Here is a 14,561-nt window from a genome sequence, read left to right as displayed (position 1 = left end):
GTTTACGCTCGTTTGCAGGTTGCTGTGTAGAAAAAAGCGTCATCGTGAGAGGCGATATCGAATTTCAGTTGTTCAATAATATAATCGCCGTTGAGGGATTTATTCAGTTTGCTATCAAGGCGCAGCATGCCGCCGAGGAACGATTCGCCATCAATCAGGAAACTGACGTCTAGTCCTTTTTCGGTGGCTTTGGGAATGCCGACCATACCCGATTTCATATTCAGGATATGCAGGCGGTTTTTCAGTGCCTTACTACTGTCTTTGACGTACAAAACTTCGTCATCAATAAACGCTTTGACGTGACCGGATTCCTGTAATCGCGCGATCTGAGACAGCGCCGCACCACAGTAATACCAGTTGGCGATATTTTTATCGGTGGCCTGAAAATCCAGTTTGACCTGACAGTCATTGGCAATCCCCTGCGCAATTTCAGACAGTTTTTTTATCGCGCCACCGGAGGACGAAACAATCTCACCACTACTGCTATTTCCGGTTTTGGCTTTCAGGGTGAGGGTCACATCAGGCGGTGAGGCAATTTCTGCGCTGACAATATCGCCGACAAACACCCGAAACAGTCCGGTGTTCACCCGTCCTGCTTCCAGTATCAGGCGGCGGGGCTGTTTGTTTTTGGTGTAGGGACTGGTCTGTGTCAGGAGGTAATCGCGGGTGTCACTGCTCAGGCCATCGATATTGACCGAACATTCATTTTGCAGGGGATTGGCATATTTCGTGCCGGAGGCTGAGATACGCATGCCCTCGTACCAGTTCAGCCGCCCGCTGATCTCAATCCCCAGCCGGATGCGTCTCAGATCTGTCATCATTCCCCCAGTAAATTAATGTTTGGGTTGACTCGAAATGTTCCCACCAGGGCAGTTCATCCTGCTCAGTCAATACGGCAAAATTGCCTGTCGAACCGAGGCAGGCATACGGAATTAATGGGGCATTAGGGATCAACCGGCTACCCTGAATAACCATGACATCATCACGCTGGATATCACACAGCATCATGTTTCTGGCGGTTTTGACGGTGATCAGCCAGTTAGCATCGTCCAGCGTGACCGCCAGCCGCTGGTTAGGAATAGCGCGTAACGGAATTTCACGCATGATTGACCTCTGTTATGATTTACCGAAGATACTTTCGCCATCCATAATTTTGGCGGCGACGGATTTTTTTTTGCCCTCAACAGGTTTAGTTTGCACATTACCCCGGTTGACCGTGCCAGATTGCGATTTTTTCGCCACCCGCCGCGGCGGGAGGGCGCCGTATTCCGGCTCGACAGTGCGCCATTCGCTGAACCGCAGGGATAACTTGATCGCATCCGCCATCTCCGGGACTTCATCGTGAAAAAAATTGACGAGTATCATCGGCTGGTAGGTTTTAACCCGTGTCTGAATGCCGACTAACTGGTGAGTGTCATACGCTTGCTGCATGGTCGAAAAATCGTCTTTCAACTCACCGGTAAGCAACAACTCCATGCCAATCTCTACCGCCTCCACCACAATATGATCACTGCGAGTTTCCCCGTTCTCGACCTGAAATTTTGTTACCTTGTGCTCATCCCGGACACTGATTTGAATCGGGCTGGCACTCTCGAACAAGGTAGCGAAGTTGTTCACGTTAAAAATTTTCACTTCAGTGATCATTTCGCTACCCCCGTGGCTGTTTGCTGACCTAAATCTTTTAACTGATTGCTGAGTTCGCTTCTCATGTCATTGGCAATGCCCTGCGCGTCGGTCGCTGCCGTTTTAATGTTAACCTCCCCAATTTGGGTGTTGACCTCATTAGTCTGGTGTGACTGGTTACTGATCGCCTGACTGGTCACGGGGTTGAGGGGATTTTGCGAGGCCATCATCAGTTTTTTATTCGCCGCCTCGACGCCTGCCACCACATCAGCCGCGCTTTTCCCGTCCGCCAGCTGTTGACGCAATAGCCTGATTTCCTGATCCAGATCACCGGTATCCATACCCGATTCCTGTGCGCTTTTACGTTTGGCAGCCAGCACATCGAGGTACTGCTCGGCATCTTTGTTAGTGACCGTTTGCTCCACGTTCTGCTCAAGATTAACTGGTTTATCACTACCAAAGCCAAACCAGCCCTTCACGGTACTAATGCCTTTGGATACGGCATCCAGCCCTTGACTTATCCAGCCGATAATTTTTTCCACCTGTTCCCACATCCATTTGAATGCACCCACCACGGCATCAGAAACGGTATCAAACACGCCGCTGAATTGACTACTCCATTTAGTCAGGGAGGCAATCGAATCCAACAGCCAGTTGATAAACGCTGTGATTTTCTGATCCATGTAATTAAACGCGGACACCACGATATCAGCGACAAATTTCACCGCCACTTTCAGGTAGCCGAACAGCACCTGCCATGCCTCCCACAAGGCCATGATGACTTTTTTCAGCATCGGGTACTTGTCGAGCAGGCGCCCGATCATCGAGTCATTACCCTCGATAAAATTCATAATGTCGTCATAGACAATGGCGAACGCAGTAGCCAATAAGGCGATAATGGCAATAATCGCCAGAATGGGCCATGTAGCGGCGAGTGTTGCAGCCGCAGCGGCTAACATCGGCGGTACGTAGTAGGCGGCAATGGCAATACCGACAGCCAGAAAAAAACCAATAATCAATTGCTTGTTGGATTTGCAGAAATCGATGAATTTGGACAGCCAGTCCATACCTTTGACCAGTACCGGAATAACCATCTCCAGAAAACTGTTTTTCAGCAAGCCTGAAGACTGTCTAAATTTGCTCATGGCCGCATTGAACTTGATGGATTTTTCGATGCTTTCTTTGGTGATACCGGAGTACTCTTTCTGAATCCCCATCACCCGTTCCAGCTCTTTACGGCCTTTCATCATCAGTTCAACGGTCTTCTCATCAGAGACCCCCATCCCTGCCAGCGTGGCTTTGGCTTTGTCAAATTTCATTCCCTTGACTCTATCCGCCGTGGCGAGGATTTTTTCCATGGAATTCGTGGTGTTACCAAATGATTTCGCCATCGCTTCTAAATCAGACTGTGCCGCTTCACGTGAGCCGCCCAGCTCGGCCAGTGCGCCACCGAACGCATCCACATCGGCCGTAGCAACACCGATTTTTTTACCCAGTCTGTCGAGGGCTTCAATTTCCTGCGAGCGTGATACCGCATCGGAAAAAATCGCGCCGAGGCTCATCACAATCCCGACCGCACCCAATGCCTTAGTGGCAAAACCGGCGACGGATTCCCCCGCCGCTTTGTACTTGCCTTCCGTATCAGTCAGCATCCGCTGTAAGTGGCTCTGCGCTTTGGCTTCCTCTATCGCGGCCTGAATGCCTTTGGTACGCATCGTTTCCACAAACTTTGCATAGTCAGCCTGTAGCGCCTCCACAATGGCATTCACTGCCTCCTTTGCTTTAGCGTTTTTTTGCTCGGCGTCCGTCAGGCTGTTTAGCTCACCATTCAGAGACGTTAATTCAGCCTGTAGCTGATCATACTGCGCTGTCAGCTCACTGACGGTTGCGTTGCTGTCCTGCATTCCCTGACTGGCCTGCTCACGCTGACTATCGAGGGCTGCGATAGTACTCTCCAGCTCGCTGATTTTTTCCCGGACTGATGTCAGTTTTTCCTGTGTGTCGTGCAAATCGACATCAATATCAATACCGTCACTGCCGGAAATGTCCTGTAATGACGTCGCCAGCGCCTGCACGAAACTGCCAAATCCCCCCGCCCCGGACTCCGCAGCCTGTTGCGCCCGCCGCATATCCGCAATGATGTCATCAGTAGAGCGGCGGAACTGATCAAAGGCGGCATCCGCCTGCCGGGTATCAAATTCAAATACCTGCACGAATGTGTCTAACAGTGACATGATTACCTCGTTCTGTCCGTTGACGCTGCCAGTGCCTCGTTATAACGGTTGGTGATGGCGATTTCCCACAGGTCGAACGCCTCTTCCAAATCTATCGACGTTTTGAGTTCGGTGAGGGTGGCGAATCCGGCGCTGACGATAACGGCAATGAACCCATCAGCGTTTTGATAATCGACGGGAGTGAACCGCTGATTTTGTCCAGCAGGAATTGGAGGAAACCGCGGCTCCCGTCGCCCCCGAAAAAACTGGTGTTGTACCGTAGCATTTCGAGTTCCAGACGGATCAGCGCTTCACCATCGGGGACGTGGTTATCAATCAGGGTCTGGGTCTTGAGCAGGATTTCCTGCCCGTCCACCTCAACCGCCACATAGCGCATCATTTTGAGCATCGCTTCATGACTGATTGCGTAATCGCCAATTTTCGGCGCATTGGACAGCGGGTATTTCGCCAGAATTTCGCGCCCGACCGTGGCAGGTAATCGGCTGATAATAAATTGATGCTCCTCACGGTCTGCATCCGTGATGGTGATAGTTTTGGGTTTAATCAACATGGCAACCTCAAATCAAAAAGGCGGGCAACCCGCCAGAAAAGTTTAACGTGCGCGAGTGCGGTCAAAATCCTGAAAAACAAACGTGTATTGTTTGGATTTAAGACGTCCGGCACTGGCGGCTGAGTTACCCCGACTGCCGTTGGTGATTTTGCCGTTGCGCGCCGTGGTAGTAGATCCATCTCCATAGGAGGCCACCAGCGTGATAATGTCACCGGCATGGCGACGCCCACGTTTGGCCGTGTTGGCCTCCAGCAAAATAGAGAGATTCTCGTCCTCCTCACTACCTGCCAGCACGTTAATGGTTACCGTCTGTGGGGTCGGCGTTGACCAGCTCACCAGATTACCGTTGATATCCATGCCTGTTTGCGCGATATCAACAGCGGGTAAATCTAATGGGTCGGCATCGTCCGCAAATTGGCTGATTTGAATACCCGACGGAAACGTTTTAGTGGCCTGAATCACTAAACTCAGGCCGGTTGCAGATACATCACTCATACTCTACTCCTTCAATTAAACGAGGTTATGGCTTCCCTCGACTTTGCGAACCCAATCGCCTTTGCTGTAAATCAGCACGTATTTCATGACATATTCAGGCAGGCCAGATTTTCCGGTGTTTTCCACAATTTGGGTGTTATACCAGTACCCCTTGTCCTGTACGTCGTGCCACGCCAAATCATCCCCGGACGCATCCGCGACCGCGATTTTCTGGACTTCGGTTAGGGACTTGCCCGGTAATATCGTGCCGTTATTGATCCCCTTGGTCACTGCCCCTGCGATCACTGTCATCGCCCGCGCCTCTCCGTCTTTGTTGGCCAGAATACCGCGCGTGGACATCAGTAACGAAAACCATTGCTGGGTGATGTAGGATTTCAACCACTGCTCGTTAGCGTGAACACTCATATCCAACGGATTTGACGCACCACCACACAGAAAGCCGCGCTGATAGAAACGAATTTGCGATCCTGCTACCGCCGTTTCACCGTAGTAGTTCACCCGCAATTTATCGAGTGTATCCGCGTTCAGATCGGTGCTGATTTGTGACGGGAACGTAACCCCAAACTGACGATACATATAGTTGGTTGTGGCATTTGTCCGGTCATAATCGGTTGCGGCCATGATCGCCATCGGTAACGCCTGTACAAAATGGTCATCATGAGTTTTCAGGTTTAACCCGGTAGAGGCCGTCCCGATCAGTGCCGCGCTCCAGTCCTCGGCGTCCTCGGCGGTAACATTCAGATGCAACTGGTATTTGACGTTTTCGCCTGCCACGTACTGCGCCAGCTCTGCCGCCTGCGGCAACGGGATATCCGTCAGGAATGTCGCGCTGCCGAACGAGTCCGAGACCTTTTCCGCGGCAATAAATGCCTCCAGAGGTGATTGCGCCGCATTCCCGGCTGAGCGCGTGCCGGATGATAATCCCATCGCGTCCGCCAGCACCGAATACGCCACATTGATATCGGATTTTTCCTGCACCCCGCCACTGAGTACGAACGCACTGTCCATTGCGTTAAAGGTGAGATAGGCATTGGCAAATTGCGGGGTTTTCTCAGCGTTCAGTTTGGCCTGTACAGCCGAACCAACATCGGCGTAAGACGCGGCTTTCGATAAATCGATATCGGTAAATGTTTTCGTTACCCCGCCAATGCTCACGGTGATCGTGCCATCCACCAGCGCCTTGAGTTCATCCAGCGCGGCGGCGCGTGTGCCATAAATCGACGGTGCGCGACCTATCGGCTCATAGGTGGCTATCTGTATCTCTTTGGGTTTACTGACCGGTGCGGGACTGACATAGCTGAAATACTGACGGGCGAATTTGGCCTCCGGTGAATCTGCGCCCAATAAATCATCAACCTGACCGGGGGCAAATTCCAGCACCTTACCGGCGGGAATTTTGGGATTAGTTGAAAATAAACGCGCGGTCAATTTACGCATCGGAACAGCAGACGCGCCAATCACCGCTGATGCGATATCAACGTATCGAGTTTGTTTAATTGGCATACGACAAAACCTTATTAGTTTAGGTGAGTTAGATTCGGTAAATACCAGAATACAGCGCGTTAACTACGGCTGTGTTGGGTGTGATCATGCGTGAATGGGTGATTTTCACATCAAAGGAGGGTGACATTTCATAGTTACCCTGATCGTTAATAAAAAACGGGGTGCGCAGGTTACTGGCACGCTGAACACCAATATGTTGTTTCCGTAACGCCTCCACAAATGGCAGGGAGTTCACTATCATGCGCGCGGTGGCGGTAATATCATTAGCGGTCAATGCCTGATACGTTCCTATTCCCTGCATCTGTAGCGTTTTTTCTACGAGCTGAATTTCACGGTGATTAGCGTCGCGTCCGACGATATTATAGTTGCGTCCCTGCCAGCCGTGAGCCGCCTCTTCAATGGGGAAGAACATCACGAAATTATCTGCCCGTCCCTGCTTGGTTGACTGGAATCCAGCCACCACTGGAATAGCGATCCCTGCCTCCGCTAACTGTTTCAGCAGTTGCCGGCGAATAGCAACATACACCTCATTATCCGTCATACGTACCTGCCTCGATGCAAATCACCGATTTCCAGCCGTCCTGTTCATACCAGTCCGCATCCCCCATGACATCATATTTTTTACCGTTGACGACCAGATAATCGGGTGACGTACCACGCTGAATCGCTTTGATATCATGGGAGGTATAGAAACGACGATATACCTGACTAGCATCAAACCCCATCGATTGGGTATCTTGAGTATCGACGGCTTGCCAGCTACCGCGAATTTCAATCGGCTCATAATATTCATTCTGCTCATTCCCTAAATCATCGGGGGTTCGAGATTTAAAGCGATACCAAAGTACCGTTTGCTGCGGGATATAACGCGAGGCTATTCGGTGTAAATTACCAAACATCATTTATTTGTCCTCCACAGCATAGGTCACCGCCTGTAACATCAGTCCGGTATCTACCAGCGGCTTGATGCTCACCCCAGATATATCCAGTGTTTTGTCACTTTTACTACGAGGGCCTACAAAATTAGCATCGAGCCAAGCGTTCCCTACCTCTTTTCCTCCCGCCTGAAAATCAGGCTGCTTTCTGCGTTTACGCATCAACAGCGTCACCATTGACAGCGGAGGCTCATTAACAGAACGGATTACCATCTGTACATCGCCAGCGACTTTTGCACCAACCTGATTCAGTCCATCATTAATATCGAGACTGCCTGATATAGCAGCGTTTACCGCACGCTGAATCAATGCCTGGTAATCCGTTCGGTTCTCAGACATCGCAGGGCGAAAAAAAGGACGAGGTGGAATAGGCCCGTAGCCCAGCTCCTGAATGGCCGCAACATACGCAATCGATGTGCCGTCAGGGTATTTAGAATGCTCGAAAAATCCCACCTTGATTTGCTTCTTGCTCAGCTCGTCATAGACGGATTTCAACTGTGTTAATTTGCTCATTACCGCAAACGCCCTCCACGAGTAAATCGCCCACCCACTCCACGAAATGCCGCCCGTTCGCCACCACCACCGACATATTGCGGCACACTACAGCGTTTAATCAGGGCTAAAAATTGCTGGCCGTAGGTGGTCATTTTGAACCAATGAGACCAATCCGAATTGGCAGGAGGGGCGGAAAATGACACACTGATTTTATCCATCGTCACGCTAGTGACAACGCCGGTTGGAGCTTCACCGGCTGCTATTTGCTGGTTCAAATCCAGCATGTGGGCTACAACTAACATCCACAACTCATTAGTGCGGACGCCGCGGCACGGTGAAAAGTAGTTCAATGCAGACTCCGCGATAATCAATATCTCATCATCGGAAACCGTATTAAATTGAGGGCGGAGCACACGAAACGATTTAAGCGGAAATGTGCTCACATCCATAATCATTTCCTCTTCCTGTTAGTAACAGGAACGTCCTGTTTTTCCGCTTCGAGTGATTCAGGTGTATCCGGTGCCGATTTATCGCTGGCTTCCATATTCGTGGCGACTTTTTCGGGGTCTTCTTTGCGGTTTTCAACGCTAATAAACCCATTGTCCTTATGCAGTTGAAAAACGTGGTTATCTTTGAGTTGAGCATATTGTTCGTCACTAATTTCCGTGACGCGCCCACGTGGGGTGTACATGTGTTTAGTCATGATATTGGCTTGACCAGCAATAAACACCTTACCATCGGCAACAGAATAATTTTGGTCGTTTGATAATGTGCAATACACATACAGAGGCATCATGTGCTCCTATTTTTGAACATGAAAAAGCCCTCATTTGAGGGCGTAAAAAAGGAAGTGGTTAAATTAGATACCAGTCAGGCGCGTAATTGCCCAAGGGCGAGTGACAAAAACACCCGCGGTTGCGTTAGTCGCATCCTCTAAATACCCTTTGATTTGCGCTTGTGAGCCTAATAATTGGTACTTAACGGGCACGACCTGTAAGAGTGTCGCGCTAGTTGCAGTTGAGCCATCATCCACGCTATCCGCGAACATATACGCCACATCCGCACCGCCGTTTGCACCAATAAACTCAGGGGAAAACACAAAGCGCATCGATGGATAGTTCTCTTTCACCCACTGATACACCGTTTCACCACGCGCCACAGGGTTAGCAACGTTTAACGCTGAACGATAGCCCAACGGTAATGTTAGTGTGATCGCGATATCGTCTTTAATAATCCCGCCGGAGTTGATTTCAATGCGCGAGAACATATCGGTAATATCTTTGGTGATATCGGCAAACGTGCCGCCTTTCCATTTTTTCGATGCGGTTTCATAAGCCGGTAAATTCGGCTCATTTAATAGACCGAAAACGCGAGTTTCAGGTGCATTAAAGCCGTAGTAACCAATACGCTCACGCCCTTGTTCTAATGATTCAGCTGCCGCATTACGTTTCTCTGCCGCTGACTCAAAGCCTGCTGCAGATTGACGCGCCTCTTCCAGTTTGCCGACCTGAAAACCCTGTTCAAAGCGGACAATGCCTCGACGCTCCTGATCCTGCGCATACGACGCCAGCGGGATATTAGTATGGTCGCCATACAGCTCAGCTTTACCGGTCGGGGTTGCCACATTCAAGATGATCTCTTCATCGTGCCATTCACCCGCATTCAGTACACCTGTGATTTCATCGAGTACGCGAACACGGGTCGCGGTACGGATCAGGCCGGGCAATACATGCTGCAACATTTCACGCTGAATTAACCCGCCCTGCATAGCCGCACCACTAATCGCGGAGTCCATAGTGGATAAACCACCAAAACCAATTTGCTCAAGTTCGCGATACGTCCATTGTTGGTTAGGTTGGATATTTAGCTGGCCATGTTTGCGAATATCACGACCAGACATATAAAACTTTTGTTGACTAACTGGCATTATTCACCTTCCTTTACTGCCACTGGGTATGGGATTTCCGTCAAGCGAATAACGCTCAAATGCGCTGTTTCACTTGACTCTAAATGACGGCTGACAAAGCCAATCACACGGTCACCGGCGCTCACTGTTGCTTTAGACGATAACGAACCGTCCGTTTCATCGAACACAACGGGCGCATTGATTTTCCCTGCCGCCTCTTTGAGTTCGACATACGATTCACCCATCACCAGAAACTCGCCTTGTGTACCGTTTCGCGCATACGGTACTTCGACACGATAGGATTTCGGGTTAATCATGATCCCCGCAAACGCACCTTTGCCACCCACCTGAACGGATTCAACCGAATCATCTTTGTAGGTATAGGCACGACCAAACAGATTTTGTTTTTCATCCTCAGAGCTGAGAATGGCAGCGACCGCACGGATCGGGCCAGCATGGCTGATTTCACCAATAACACCCGAAACCAAACCGTTAGCCACTGAATTAGGGATTGCCATTATTTTTTACCCCACTTCTCTAAAATTGATTGATTGTTGACCCCAGAGTCCATCGTGACCGTGGGTTTTTGAGAGTCCGGTGTGCGCCCCTGCATCCACGCATTCAGTGACACGCTTTCCGTGCCCTTGTCACATTTTATGCCGAGCTTTTCAACGCCATATTCAGCTACCTGTTGCGCAGTCATTGGCGCATGATCAAATACGCCAACAAATGGCGTTAATTTTCGCGCCAGTTCATCGCGGGCACCGATTTGTTTTAACAATGCGCCAGTGTCCATCGTCGGTTTATTTTTCTCCAGACGGGCAATTTTGCGCTTCATTGAGGACAGTTCATCCATTGTGCTGATACCACGTTTCAGGCGCTTGAGCCGGCGATTCAGGCTATCCGTGGTCGCTTGGTCGAGATGCTCTTTAGCTTCTTCGATAGCTTCAACGGCCGTCTCAATCGCTACTTCCGCAGCTTCTACCGCCTCGGGGTCGCCAGACTCCGCTTTTTCCGCTTCGACCTCGGCATCTTCAACCGCTTTTTCGGCTTCGGCTTCGGCATCTTCCGTTTTCTTTTCCTTTTCAGGATCGGGGTCTTCGTCAGTGGTTGCTTTTTTATCAGGATCCTCATCAGTTGATGGCTTACCTGCTGCGATTGCTGCCACAACGATTTGTTTAATCTGCTCAACCTGCTCAGGGCTAAAACCGCCCTCATCACTGGTTGGCTGGTTTTCTTTTTTGTCTTCTGGGTTCATGCGAATAAATTCCTTTGTGTCTATGGTGATAACGAGGTGATCTTGCACAGCGATATCAGGACCGGTTCGTCCCTCATCCACTAATGCGAGGTGATTTCCACGTAGGTGCCGCTGAATTGCGTCATAGGGCTGACCTTCGTAAATACCGGAGGTGAATTCGTACTTACTGCGATAGCCCGGTGAAAGGTCGATTTTGCCGCTGTCTATATTGCTGAGCGCAACATCTGAAAAGATTTTGATATTGGCTCTGAGATACGGCGGGTCAAAATACACATTCTCGCCAATCACCCCTTGAATGCCTTTCATCTCAGCGGGTGTTGCGTGCTTGCCTAGCATTTCATGTTCAATAATGAACGGGGTTAACTTGAAAGAATTGATCGTATCTTCGCTGGCCAACTCTTCCGGTGGGCGCAATACCCGATAGATTTTATCCGGTACCGGCGCACCAATTTCCGCCCCCAAATAATCAAAAACCCCAACTTTAGAGATGGGGTTATCTGTAACTTCGAGCCAGCCGTTGTTGTCATAGGTTCGTTTTGTCATGTCTCCTCACCAAAGTCGATAACAGGCGTCCAAAAGCATTTGCAGTTAGGTAATTGACCAGGCAATCCACGTTCCCCCGTTTTGGGGTCAATAATTGGCGGGTTGTCTAAATCAAACACTTCACCATCCAGCTGTAAATGCCATTCTCTCGGCTCTGCGCTTCCCCCTGAGTGGTGCCAGACCGCTTTACGAATACCCGCTGATTTCATGCGCTCATAGTTTGCCGCAGTCGTGATTTTTCGCGTTTGGTCAACGGCGATAAAATTCGCTCGCTTCTCTGTCACGCTGCCTGTGTGCCTGATTTCATCTAATAAGGTTTTTGCGCCCTCGCCTCCTTGTGAGATAGAGCGCAGGGCGGCACTTTCGATACGTTGATGGAATTGGCTAGGAATGGATTTAATCAGGGAAACATTTTCAGCCGTGGCAGCTATCATTCGGTCTTTTAACGCGTCGGGCATTGCAGGGGTTTTGATGGTAATACCGCCAGAAAGCTGTTTAAGGGAATCATCTAAATTACGCTGCGCGCCGATATCCACTTGGGAAACAAATTTATCAGCCATCGCGCTAGACTGCGTATTAAAGATTTTATCCCACTTGCGTTTCAACCGGTTGAGCCAAATCCGTGTTTGGCTCGCAATACTGGCATCCATCGTTGCGCCGTCAAAATCATCACTCAATTCACTAAAAACTTTTTCGTAATCTTTAATCATCGAATGAATTAATCGTGACATGTCACGCTGGTAGCGGCTAGACGGTGCCGCTGAATATTGCAGGGGCTTGCCCTTCAGTACTGCTTGGCGGGAGGTTGCCCACTTCGCCTTTTTCGTTCGTACCCGTATTCGCCTCAACATAATCGCTCTCGTTCACTTCAATGCCGTAATAGCTCGACTCTTTATCCGACGCCAATTTCTTACGGATATCCAAACCATCTACCGCACCGGTCGCCGCATAGGTTGAATCGGTCTGTGCCTGTTTCAGCTGAATATCAGCAGCTTCAATAGCGGTCGGACTATCGAGAGGCGACCATGTAACTGAGATTTCAGTTAGAGGCAATTCCTCACTGCGCAGCAACATATCGTAATGGCGTTGTAAGAGTTCATCCAGGTCGTTCGATTGCACACTTTCCAGCTCTTCACGGTAGTTCGACTCTTCATATTCTCCCGTGGCATTAAAGCCCTTTGGCGTGGTACCGAGTAACTTAGTGGCTGGTACATTTGCCGCTGCTGCGACAAGTTGGTATTGCGTCATAATGGTGGCGTCTAAATCAGCTAGAGAAGTATCAAACTGCTGAGCTACATCTTCGCTACCCATTACCTGCACGCCGTAGTTATCGCGCATTTCCATGAAGTACATCATGTTTTCTTGGATAGTGCCTCTATCAGCACCCTGAGGGTCAGCCATGCCAATCGTTAATAATCGTTTAGTCATTGCCAGTTGTGGCGCTTCATTGGCGGTACGCTCTGAGGCATAGACGCGCTCATAAATACGCTCAGGCACTGACACACCAAAATAGTTGTACAACGGCTTAAGCACATTCGGCACGGGGAACGGTACAAACTTCACAAAATGTGATTTGTGGTATTTGCGTCCACCAATCACATAGTAAGTTGGCTCGTAAAAATCCATACTTGCAGGGTCTTGAATATTGGAATCGGTTAAATCAGGCATCACCCATTGCGGATCAATCTGTTTGATCCCCTTGTACATTCCTTTGGTCACGCCATCGAGATTAAATGGATTCTCATACCACTCGTTCGGGTTCGACGTTTCCACCACGAACAACGCTAATCGACCACCGTACACACGTCCAAAATGAATCAATTCTTTCAGTTGATGCTGAATTCGGTATTTTTTATCACGCTTGCGCAGCTTCTGACTAATAGTGCTATCGTCGTCATTATCACAGTCAATATCATACCCCTGACGTATCGCATCACGCGCAGGCATATGACATGCCTTGTCCACCAGCCAATGCTTAGCGATAATGGCACACATATTGTTGCCAATAAACATTTGCGAGGCATACCAAGCCGCCTGTGATTCAGGTACGCCATAAACCTGCGAGCCTTTGAATGACGGGACAGAGGTATCAATACTGTCCATCCCCACACCATTGATAACCGGTTGTGGTAATTCAATCCCGTTAAATCCGTTTTTACTCGCCAGCGCAGGATACAAATCTGTTGTGAATGCTGACCGCTTCGGCGGTGCAATCTGCTCTGCTATTTTTCGCTTTTTAAATAACCACATGGCACATCCTATATTACAGATAATTAAATACACACCATACACACAAATCACTTGCTTATTTTTAATATGGTGTGTATAGTGTGTATATCAGTTAGCGGAATGGAGGGAGTTTGAAAAGTTCGGAACTGATTAAGTTGTTAGAAAAGAATGGATGGGTACTTGATAGAATAAAGGGAAGTCATCATCAATTTACCCACCCTGATTTTTCTTTTGTTGTAACAGTACCGCATCCAAGAAAAGATTTAAAAAAAGGAACGCTAAATCAAATTCTTAAGAATGCCAAACTGAAAAATTAATTAAGAATGCGCTCATACAGAGCGCGCTCTTTATGGAGATAAAATATGTTATACCCAGCCTTTATTGAAATTGATGAAGATGGTAGCGCCAGTGGCTGGTTCCCTGATATTGATGGCTGTATCTTTGCGGGGGACAGTATTGAAGAGGCTCACGCCGATGCCATATCCGCTATCAATGCACACTTTGAATTATTAAGTGAGAAAGGATTTGATATTCCCTCGCCAAAATCACAACAAACTCATTTAATGAATTCAATTAATGATTATAAAAATGGGGTCTGGTTTTTAGTCGATATCGATATCGATAAATATGACGGACGAGCAGAACGTATTAATATTACATTGCCACATCGCTTGTTGAGTCGCATCGATACTATCGTAAAAACAAATCCTGAATATGGGAGTCGAAGCGGATTTATTGCCACTGCTACCCGTAAAGAGCTCCAAAAGAATATTTAATGAGAATTATAAAC

At 48.9% G+C, this 14,561-nt stretch carries 19 protein-coding genes; 2 read left to right on the top strand and 17 right to left on the bottom strand.

What is annotated here, in order from left to right; all coding sequences use genetic code 11:
- Window positions 1-2: 2 nt before the first annotated feature.
- The 17 genes from XPG1_RS06425 to XPG1_RS06345 form a co-directional block, all read right to left on the bottom strand.
- Entirely contained in the window at window positions 3-818 is an 816-nt protein-coding gene (locus XPG1_RS06425; RefSeq protein ID WP_045958338.1) for a baseplate hub protein, read from the bottom strand.
- The gene (locus XPG1_RS06420; protein ID WP_045958337.1) at window positions 784-1,104 is read right to left on the bottom strand and encodes a phage baseplate plug family protein; all 321 of its coding nucleotides are present in this window, start codon (window positions 1,102-1,104) and stop codon (window positions 784-786) included. Before XPG1_RS06420 ends, XPG1_RS06425 begins: the two co-directional genes overlap by 35 nt.
- A gap of 12 nt (window positions 1,105-1,116) precedes the next feature.
- On the bottom strand, window positions 1,117-1,644 hold the full coding sequence (locus XPG1_RS06415) for a phage baseplate protein (protein WP_045958336.1): 528 nt from the start codon (window positions 1,642-1,644) through the stop codon (window positions 1,117-1,119).
- Window positions 1,641-3,857 carry a coiled-coil domain-containing protein gene (locus XPG1_RS06410; RefSeq protein WP_045958335.1) on the bottom strand — a complete coding sequence of 739 codons (2,217 nt, stop codon included), beginning with the start codon at window positions 3,855-3,857 and terminating at the stop codon, window positions 1,641-1,643. The genes XPG1_RS06415 and XPG1_RS06410 overlap by 4 nt, the downstream gene beginning before the upstream one ends.
- Before the next feature lie 91 nt (window positions 3,858-3,948).
- Window positions 3,949-4,407: a hypothetical protein gene (locus XPG1_RS06405; RefSeq protein WP_045958334.1), complete on the bottom strand. Its 459-nt coding sequence runs from the start codon at window positions 4,405-4,407 to the stop codon at window positions 3,949-3,951.
- Window positions 4,408-4,449: 42 nt separating this feature from the next.
- Complete coding sequence (locus XPG1_RS06400) at window positions 4,450-4,902, bottom strand: phage tail fiber protein (RefSeq protein WP_045958333.1); 453 nt, start codon at window positions 4,900-4,902, stop codon at window positions 4,450-4,452.
- A 15-nt stretch (window positions 4,903-4,917) separates the two neighbouring features.
- Window positions 4,918-6,405 (bottom strand): DUF3383 domain-containing protein, encoded by a 1,488-nt coding sequence (locus XPG1_RS06395; RefSeq protein WP_045958332.1) that lies wholly within the window; start codon window positions 6,403-6,405, stop codon window positions 4,918-4,920.
- A gap of 28 nt (window positions 6,406-6,433) precedes the next feature.
- On the bottom strand, window positions 6,434-6,946 hold the full coding sequence (locus XPG1_RS06390) for a phage gateway protein (RefSeq protein ID WP_045958331.1): 513 nt from the start codon (window positions 6,944-6,946) through the stop codon (window positions 6,434-6,436).
- Window positions 6,936-7,304: a phage collar protein gene (locus XPG1_RS06385; protein ID WP_045960537.1), complete on the bottom strand. Its 369-nt coding sequence runs from the start codon at window positions 7,302-7,304 to the stop codon at window positions 6,936-6,938. Before XPG1_RS06385 ends, XPG1_RS06390 begins: the two co-directional genes overlap by 11 nt.
- A 3-nt stretch (window positions 7,305-7,307) precedes the next feature.
- Window positions 7,308-7,853, bottom strand: a complete 546-nt coding sequence (locus XPG1_RS06380; protein WP_045958330.1) for a hypothetical protein — start codon at window positions 7,851-7,853, stop codon at window positions 7,308-7,310.
- Window positions 7,853-8,284, bottom strand: a complete 432-nt coding sequence (locus XPG1_RS06375) for a DUF4054 domain-containing protein (RefSeq protein WP_084717350.1) — start codon at window positions 8,282-8,284, stop codon at window positions 7,853-7,855. Before XPG1_RS06375 ends, XPG1_RS06380 begins: the two co-directional genes overlap by 1 nt.
- A 2-nt stretch (window positions 8,285-8,286) precedes the next feature.
- Complete coding sequence (locus XPG1_RS06370; RefSeq protein WP_045958328.1) at window positions 8,287-8,628, bottom strand: hypothetical protein; 342 nt, start codon at window positions 8,626-8,628, stop codon at window positions 8,287-8,289.
- Between the two features lie 66 nt (window positions 8,629-8,694).
- The gene (locus XPG1_RS06365) at window positions 8,695-9,762 is read right to left on the bottom strand and encodes a major capsid family protein (protein WP_045958327.1); all 1,068 of its coding nucleotides are present in this window, start codon (window positions 9,760-9,762) and stop codon (window positions 8,695-8,697) included.
- Window positions 9,762-10,259 carry a structural cement protein Gp24 gene (locus tag XPG1_RS06360; protein ID WP_045958326.1) on the bottom strand — a complete coding sequence of 166 codons (498 nt, stop codon included), beginning with the start codon at window positions 10,257-10,259 and terminating at the stop codon, window positions 9,762-9,764. The genes XPG1_RS06365 and XPG1_RS06360 overlap by 1 nt, the downstream gene beginning before the upstream one ends.
- Window positions 10,259-11,542, bottom strand: a complete 1,284-nt coding sequence (locus XPG1_RS06355) for a DUF2213 domain-containing protein (RefSeq protein WP_045958325.1) — start codon at window positions 11,540-11,542, stop codon at window positions 10,259-10,261. Before XPG1_RS06355 ends, XPG1_RS06360 begins: the two co-directional genes overlap by 1 nt.
- Window positions 11,539-12,252: a phage head morphogenesis protein gene (locus tag XPG1_RS06350; RefSeq protein WP_045958324.1), complete on the bottom strand. Its 714-nt coding sequence runs from the start codon at window positions 12,250-12,252 to the stop codon at window positions 11,539-11,541. The genes XPG1_RS06355 and XPG1_RS06350 overlap by 4 nt, the downstream gene beginning before the upstream one ends.
- A gap of 37 nt (window positions 12,253-12,289) precedes the next feature.
- On the bottom strand, window positions 12,290-13,792 hold the full coding sequence (locus XPG1_RS06345; RefSeq protein WP_045958323.1) for a phage portal protein: 1,503 nt from the start codon (window positions 13,790-13,792) through the stop codon (window positions 12,290-12,292).
- 110 nt (window positions 13,793-13,902) lie between these two features.
- On the opposite strand from XPG1_RS06345, the gene XPG1_RS06340 reads away from it, so the two are divergent.
- Together XPG1_RS06340 and XPG1_RS06335 are read left to right on the top strand one after the other, a co-directional pair.
- A complete protein-coding gene (locus XPG1_RS06340) occupies window positions 13,903-14,088 on the top strand; it encodes a type II toxin-antitoxin system HicA family toxin (RefSeq protein ID WP_045958322.1) in 186 nt (61 codons plus the stop codon).
- Window positions 14,089-14,133: 45 nt separating this feature from the next.
- Window positions 14,134-14,547 (top strand): type II toxin-antitoxin system HicB family antitoxin, encoded by a 414-nt coding sequence (locus XPG1_RS06335; protein ID WP_045958321.1) that lies wholly within the window; start codon window positions 14,134-14,136, stop codon window positions 14,545-14,547.
- Window positions 14,548-14,561 lie beyond the last annotated feature (14 nt).

Source organism: Xenorhabdus poinarii G6, assembly GCF_000968175.1.
GTDB classification, from domain to species: domain Bacteria; phylum Pseudomonadota; class Gammaproteobacteria; order Enterobacterales; family Enterobacteriaceae; genus Xenorhabdus; species Xenorhabdus poinarii.
Note: the sequence above shows the minus strand (reverse complement) of the source record. Positions and strands in the feature narration are given on the sequence as shown.

Coding starts and splice junctions, on each gene's coding strand:
- XPG1_RS06425 (WP_045958338.1), bottom strand. CDS start 818: ATGACAGATCTGAGACGCATCCGGCTGGGGATTGAGATCAGCGGGCGG.
- XPG1_RS06420 (WP_045958337.1), bottom strand. CDS start 1,104: ATGCGTGAAATTCCGTTACGCGCTATTCCTAACCAGCGGCTGGCGGTC.
- XPG1_RS06415 (WP_045958336.1), bottom strand. CDS start 1,644: ATGATCACTGAAGTGAAAATTTTTAACGTGAACAACTTCGCTACCTTG.
- XPG1_RS06410 (WP_045958335.1), bottom strand. CDS start 3,857: ATGTCACTGTTAGACACATTCGTGCAGGTATTTGAATTTGATACCCGG.
- XPG1_RS06405 (WP_045958334.1), bottom strand. CDS start 4,407: ATGTTGATTAAACCCAAAACTATCACCATCACGGATGCAGACCGTGAG.
- XPG1_RS06400 (WP_045958333.1), bottom strand. CDS start 4,902: ATGAGTGATGTATCTGCAACCGGCCTGAGTTTAGTGATTCAGGCCACT.
- XPG1_RS06395 (WP_045958332.1), bottom strand. CDS start 6,405: ATGCCAATTAAACAAACTCGATACGTTGATATCGCATCAGCGGTGATT.
- XPG1_RS06390 (WP_045958331.1), bottom strand. CDS start 6,946: ATGACGGATAATGAGGTGTATGTTGCTATTCGCCGGCAACTGCTGAAA.
- XPG1_RS06385 (WP_045960537.1), bottom strand. CDS start 7,304: ATGTTTGGTAATTTACACCGAATAGCCTCGCGTTATATCCCGCAGCAA.
- XPG1_RS06380 (WP_045958330.1), bottom strand. CDS start 7,853: ATGAGCAAATTAACACAGTTGAAATCCGTCTATGACGAGCTGAGCAAG.
- XPG1_RS06375 (WP_084717350.1), bottom strand. CDS start 8,284: ATGGATGTGAGCACATTTCCGCTTAAATCGTTTCGTGTGCTCCGCCCT.
- XPG1_RS06370 (WP_045958328.1), bottom strand. CDS start 8,628: ATGCCTCTGTATGTGTATTGCACATTATCAAACGACCAAAATTATTCT.
- XPG1_RS06365 (WP_045958327.1), bottom strand. CDS start 9,762: ATGCCAGTTAGTCAACAAAAGTTTTATATGTCTGGTCGTGATATTCGC.
- XPG1_RS06360 (WP_045958326.1), bottom strand. CDS start 10,259: ATGGCAATCCCTAATTCAGTGGCTAACGGTTTGGTTTCGGGTGTTATT.
- XPG1_RS06355 (WP_045958325.1), bottom strand. CDS start 11,542: ATGACAAAACGAACCTATGACAACAACGGCTGGCTCGAAGTTACAGAT.
- XPG1_RS06350 (WP_045958324.1), bottom strand. CDS start 12,252: ATGATTAAAGATTACGAAAAAGTTTTTAGTGAATTGAGTGATGATTTT.
- XPG1_RS06345 (WP_045958323.1), bottom strand. CDS start 13,792: ATGTGGTTATTTAAAAAGCGAAAAATAGCAGAGCAGATTGCACCGCCG.
- XPG1_RS06335 (WP_045958321.1), top strand. CDS start 14,134: ATGTTATACCCAGCCTTTATTGAAATTGATGAAGATGGTAGCGCCAGT.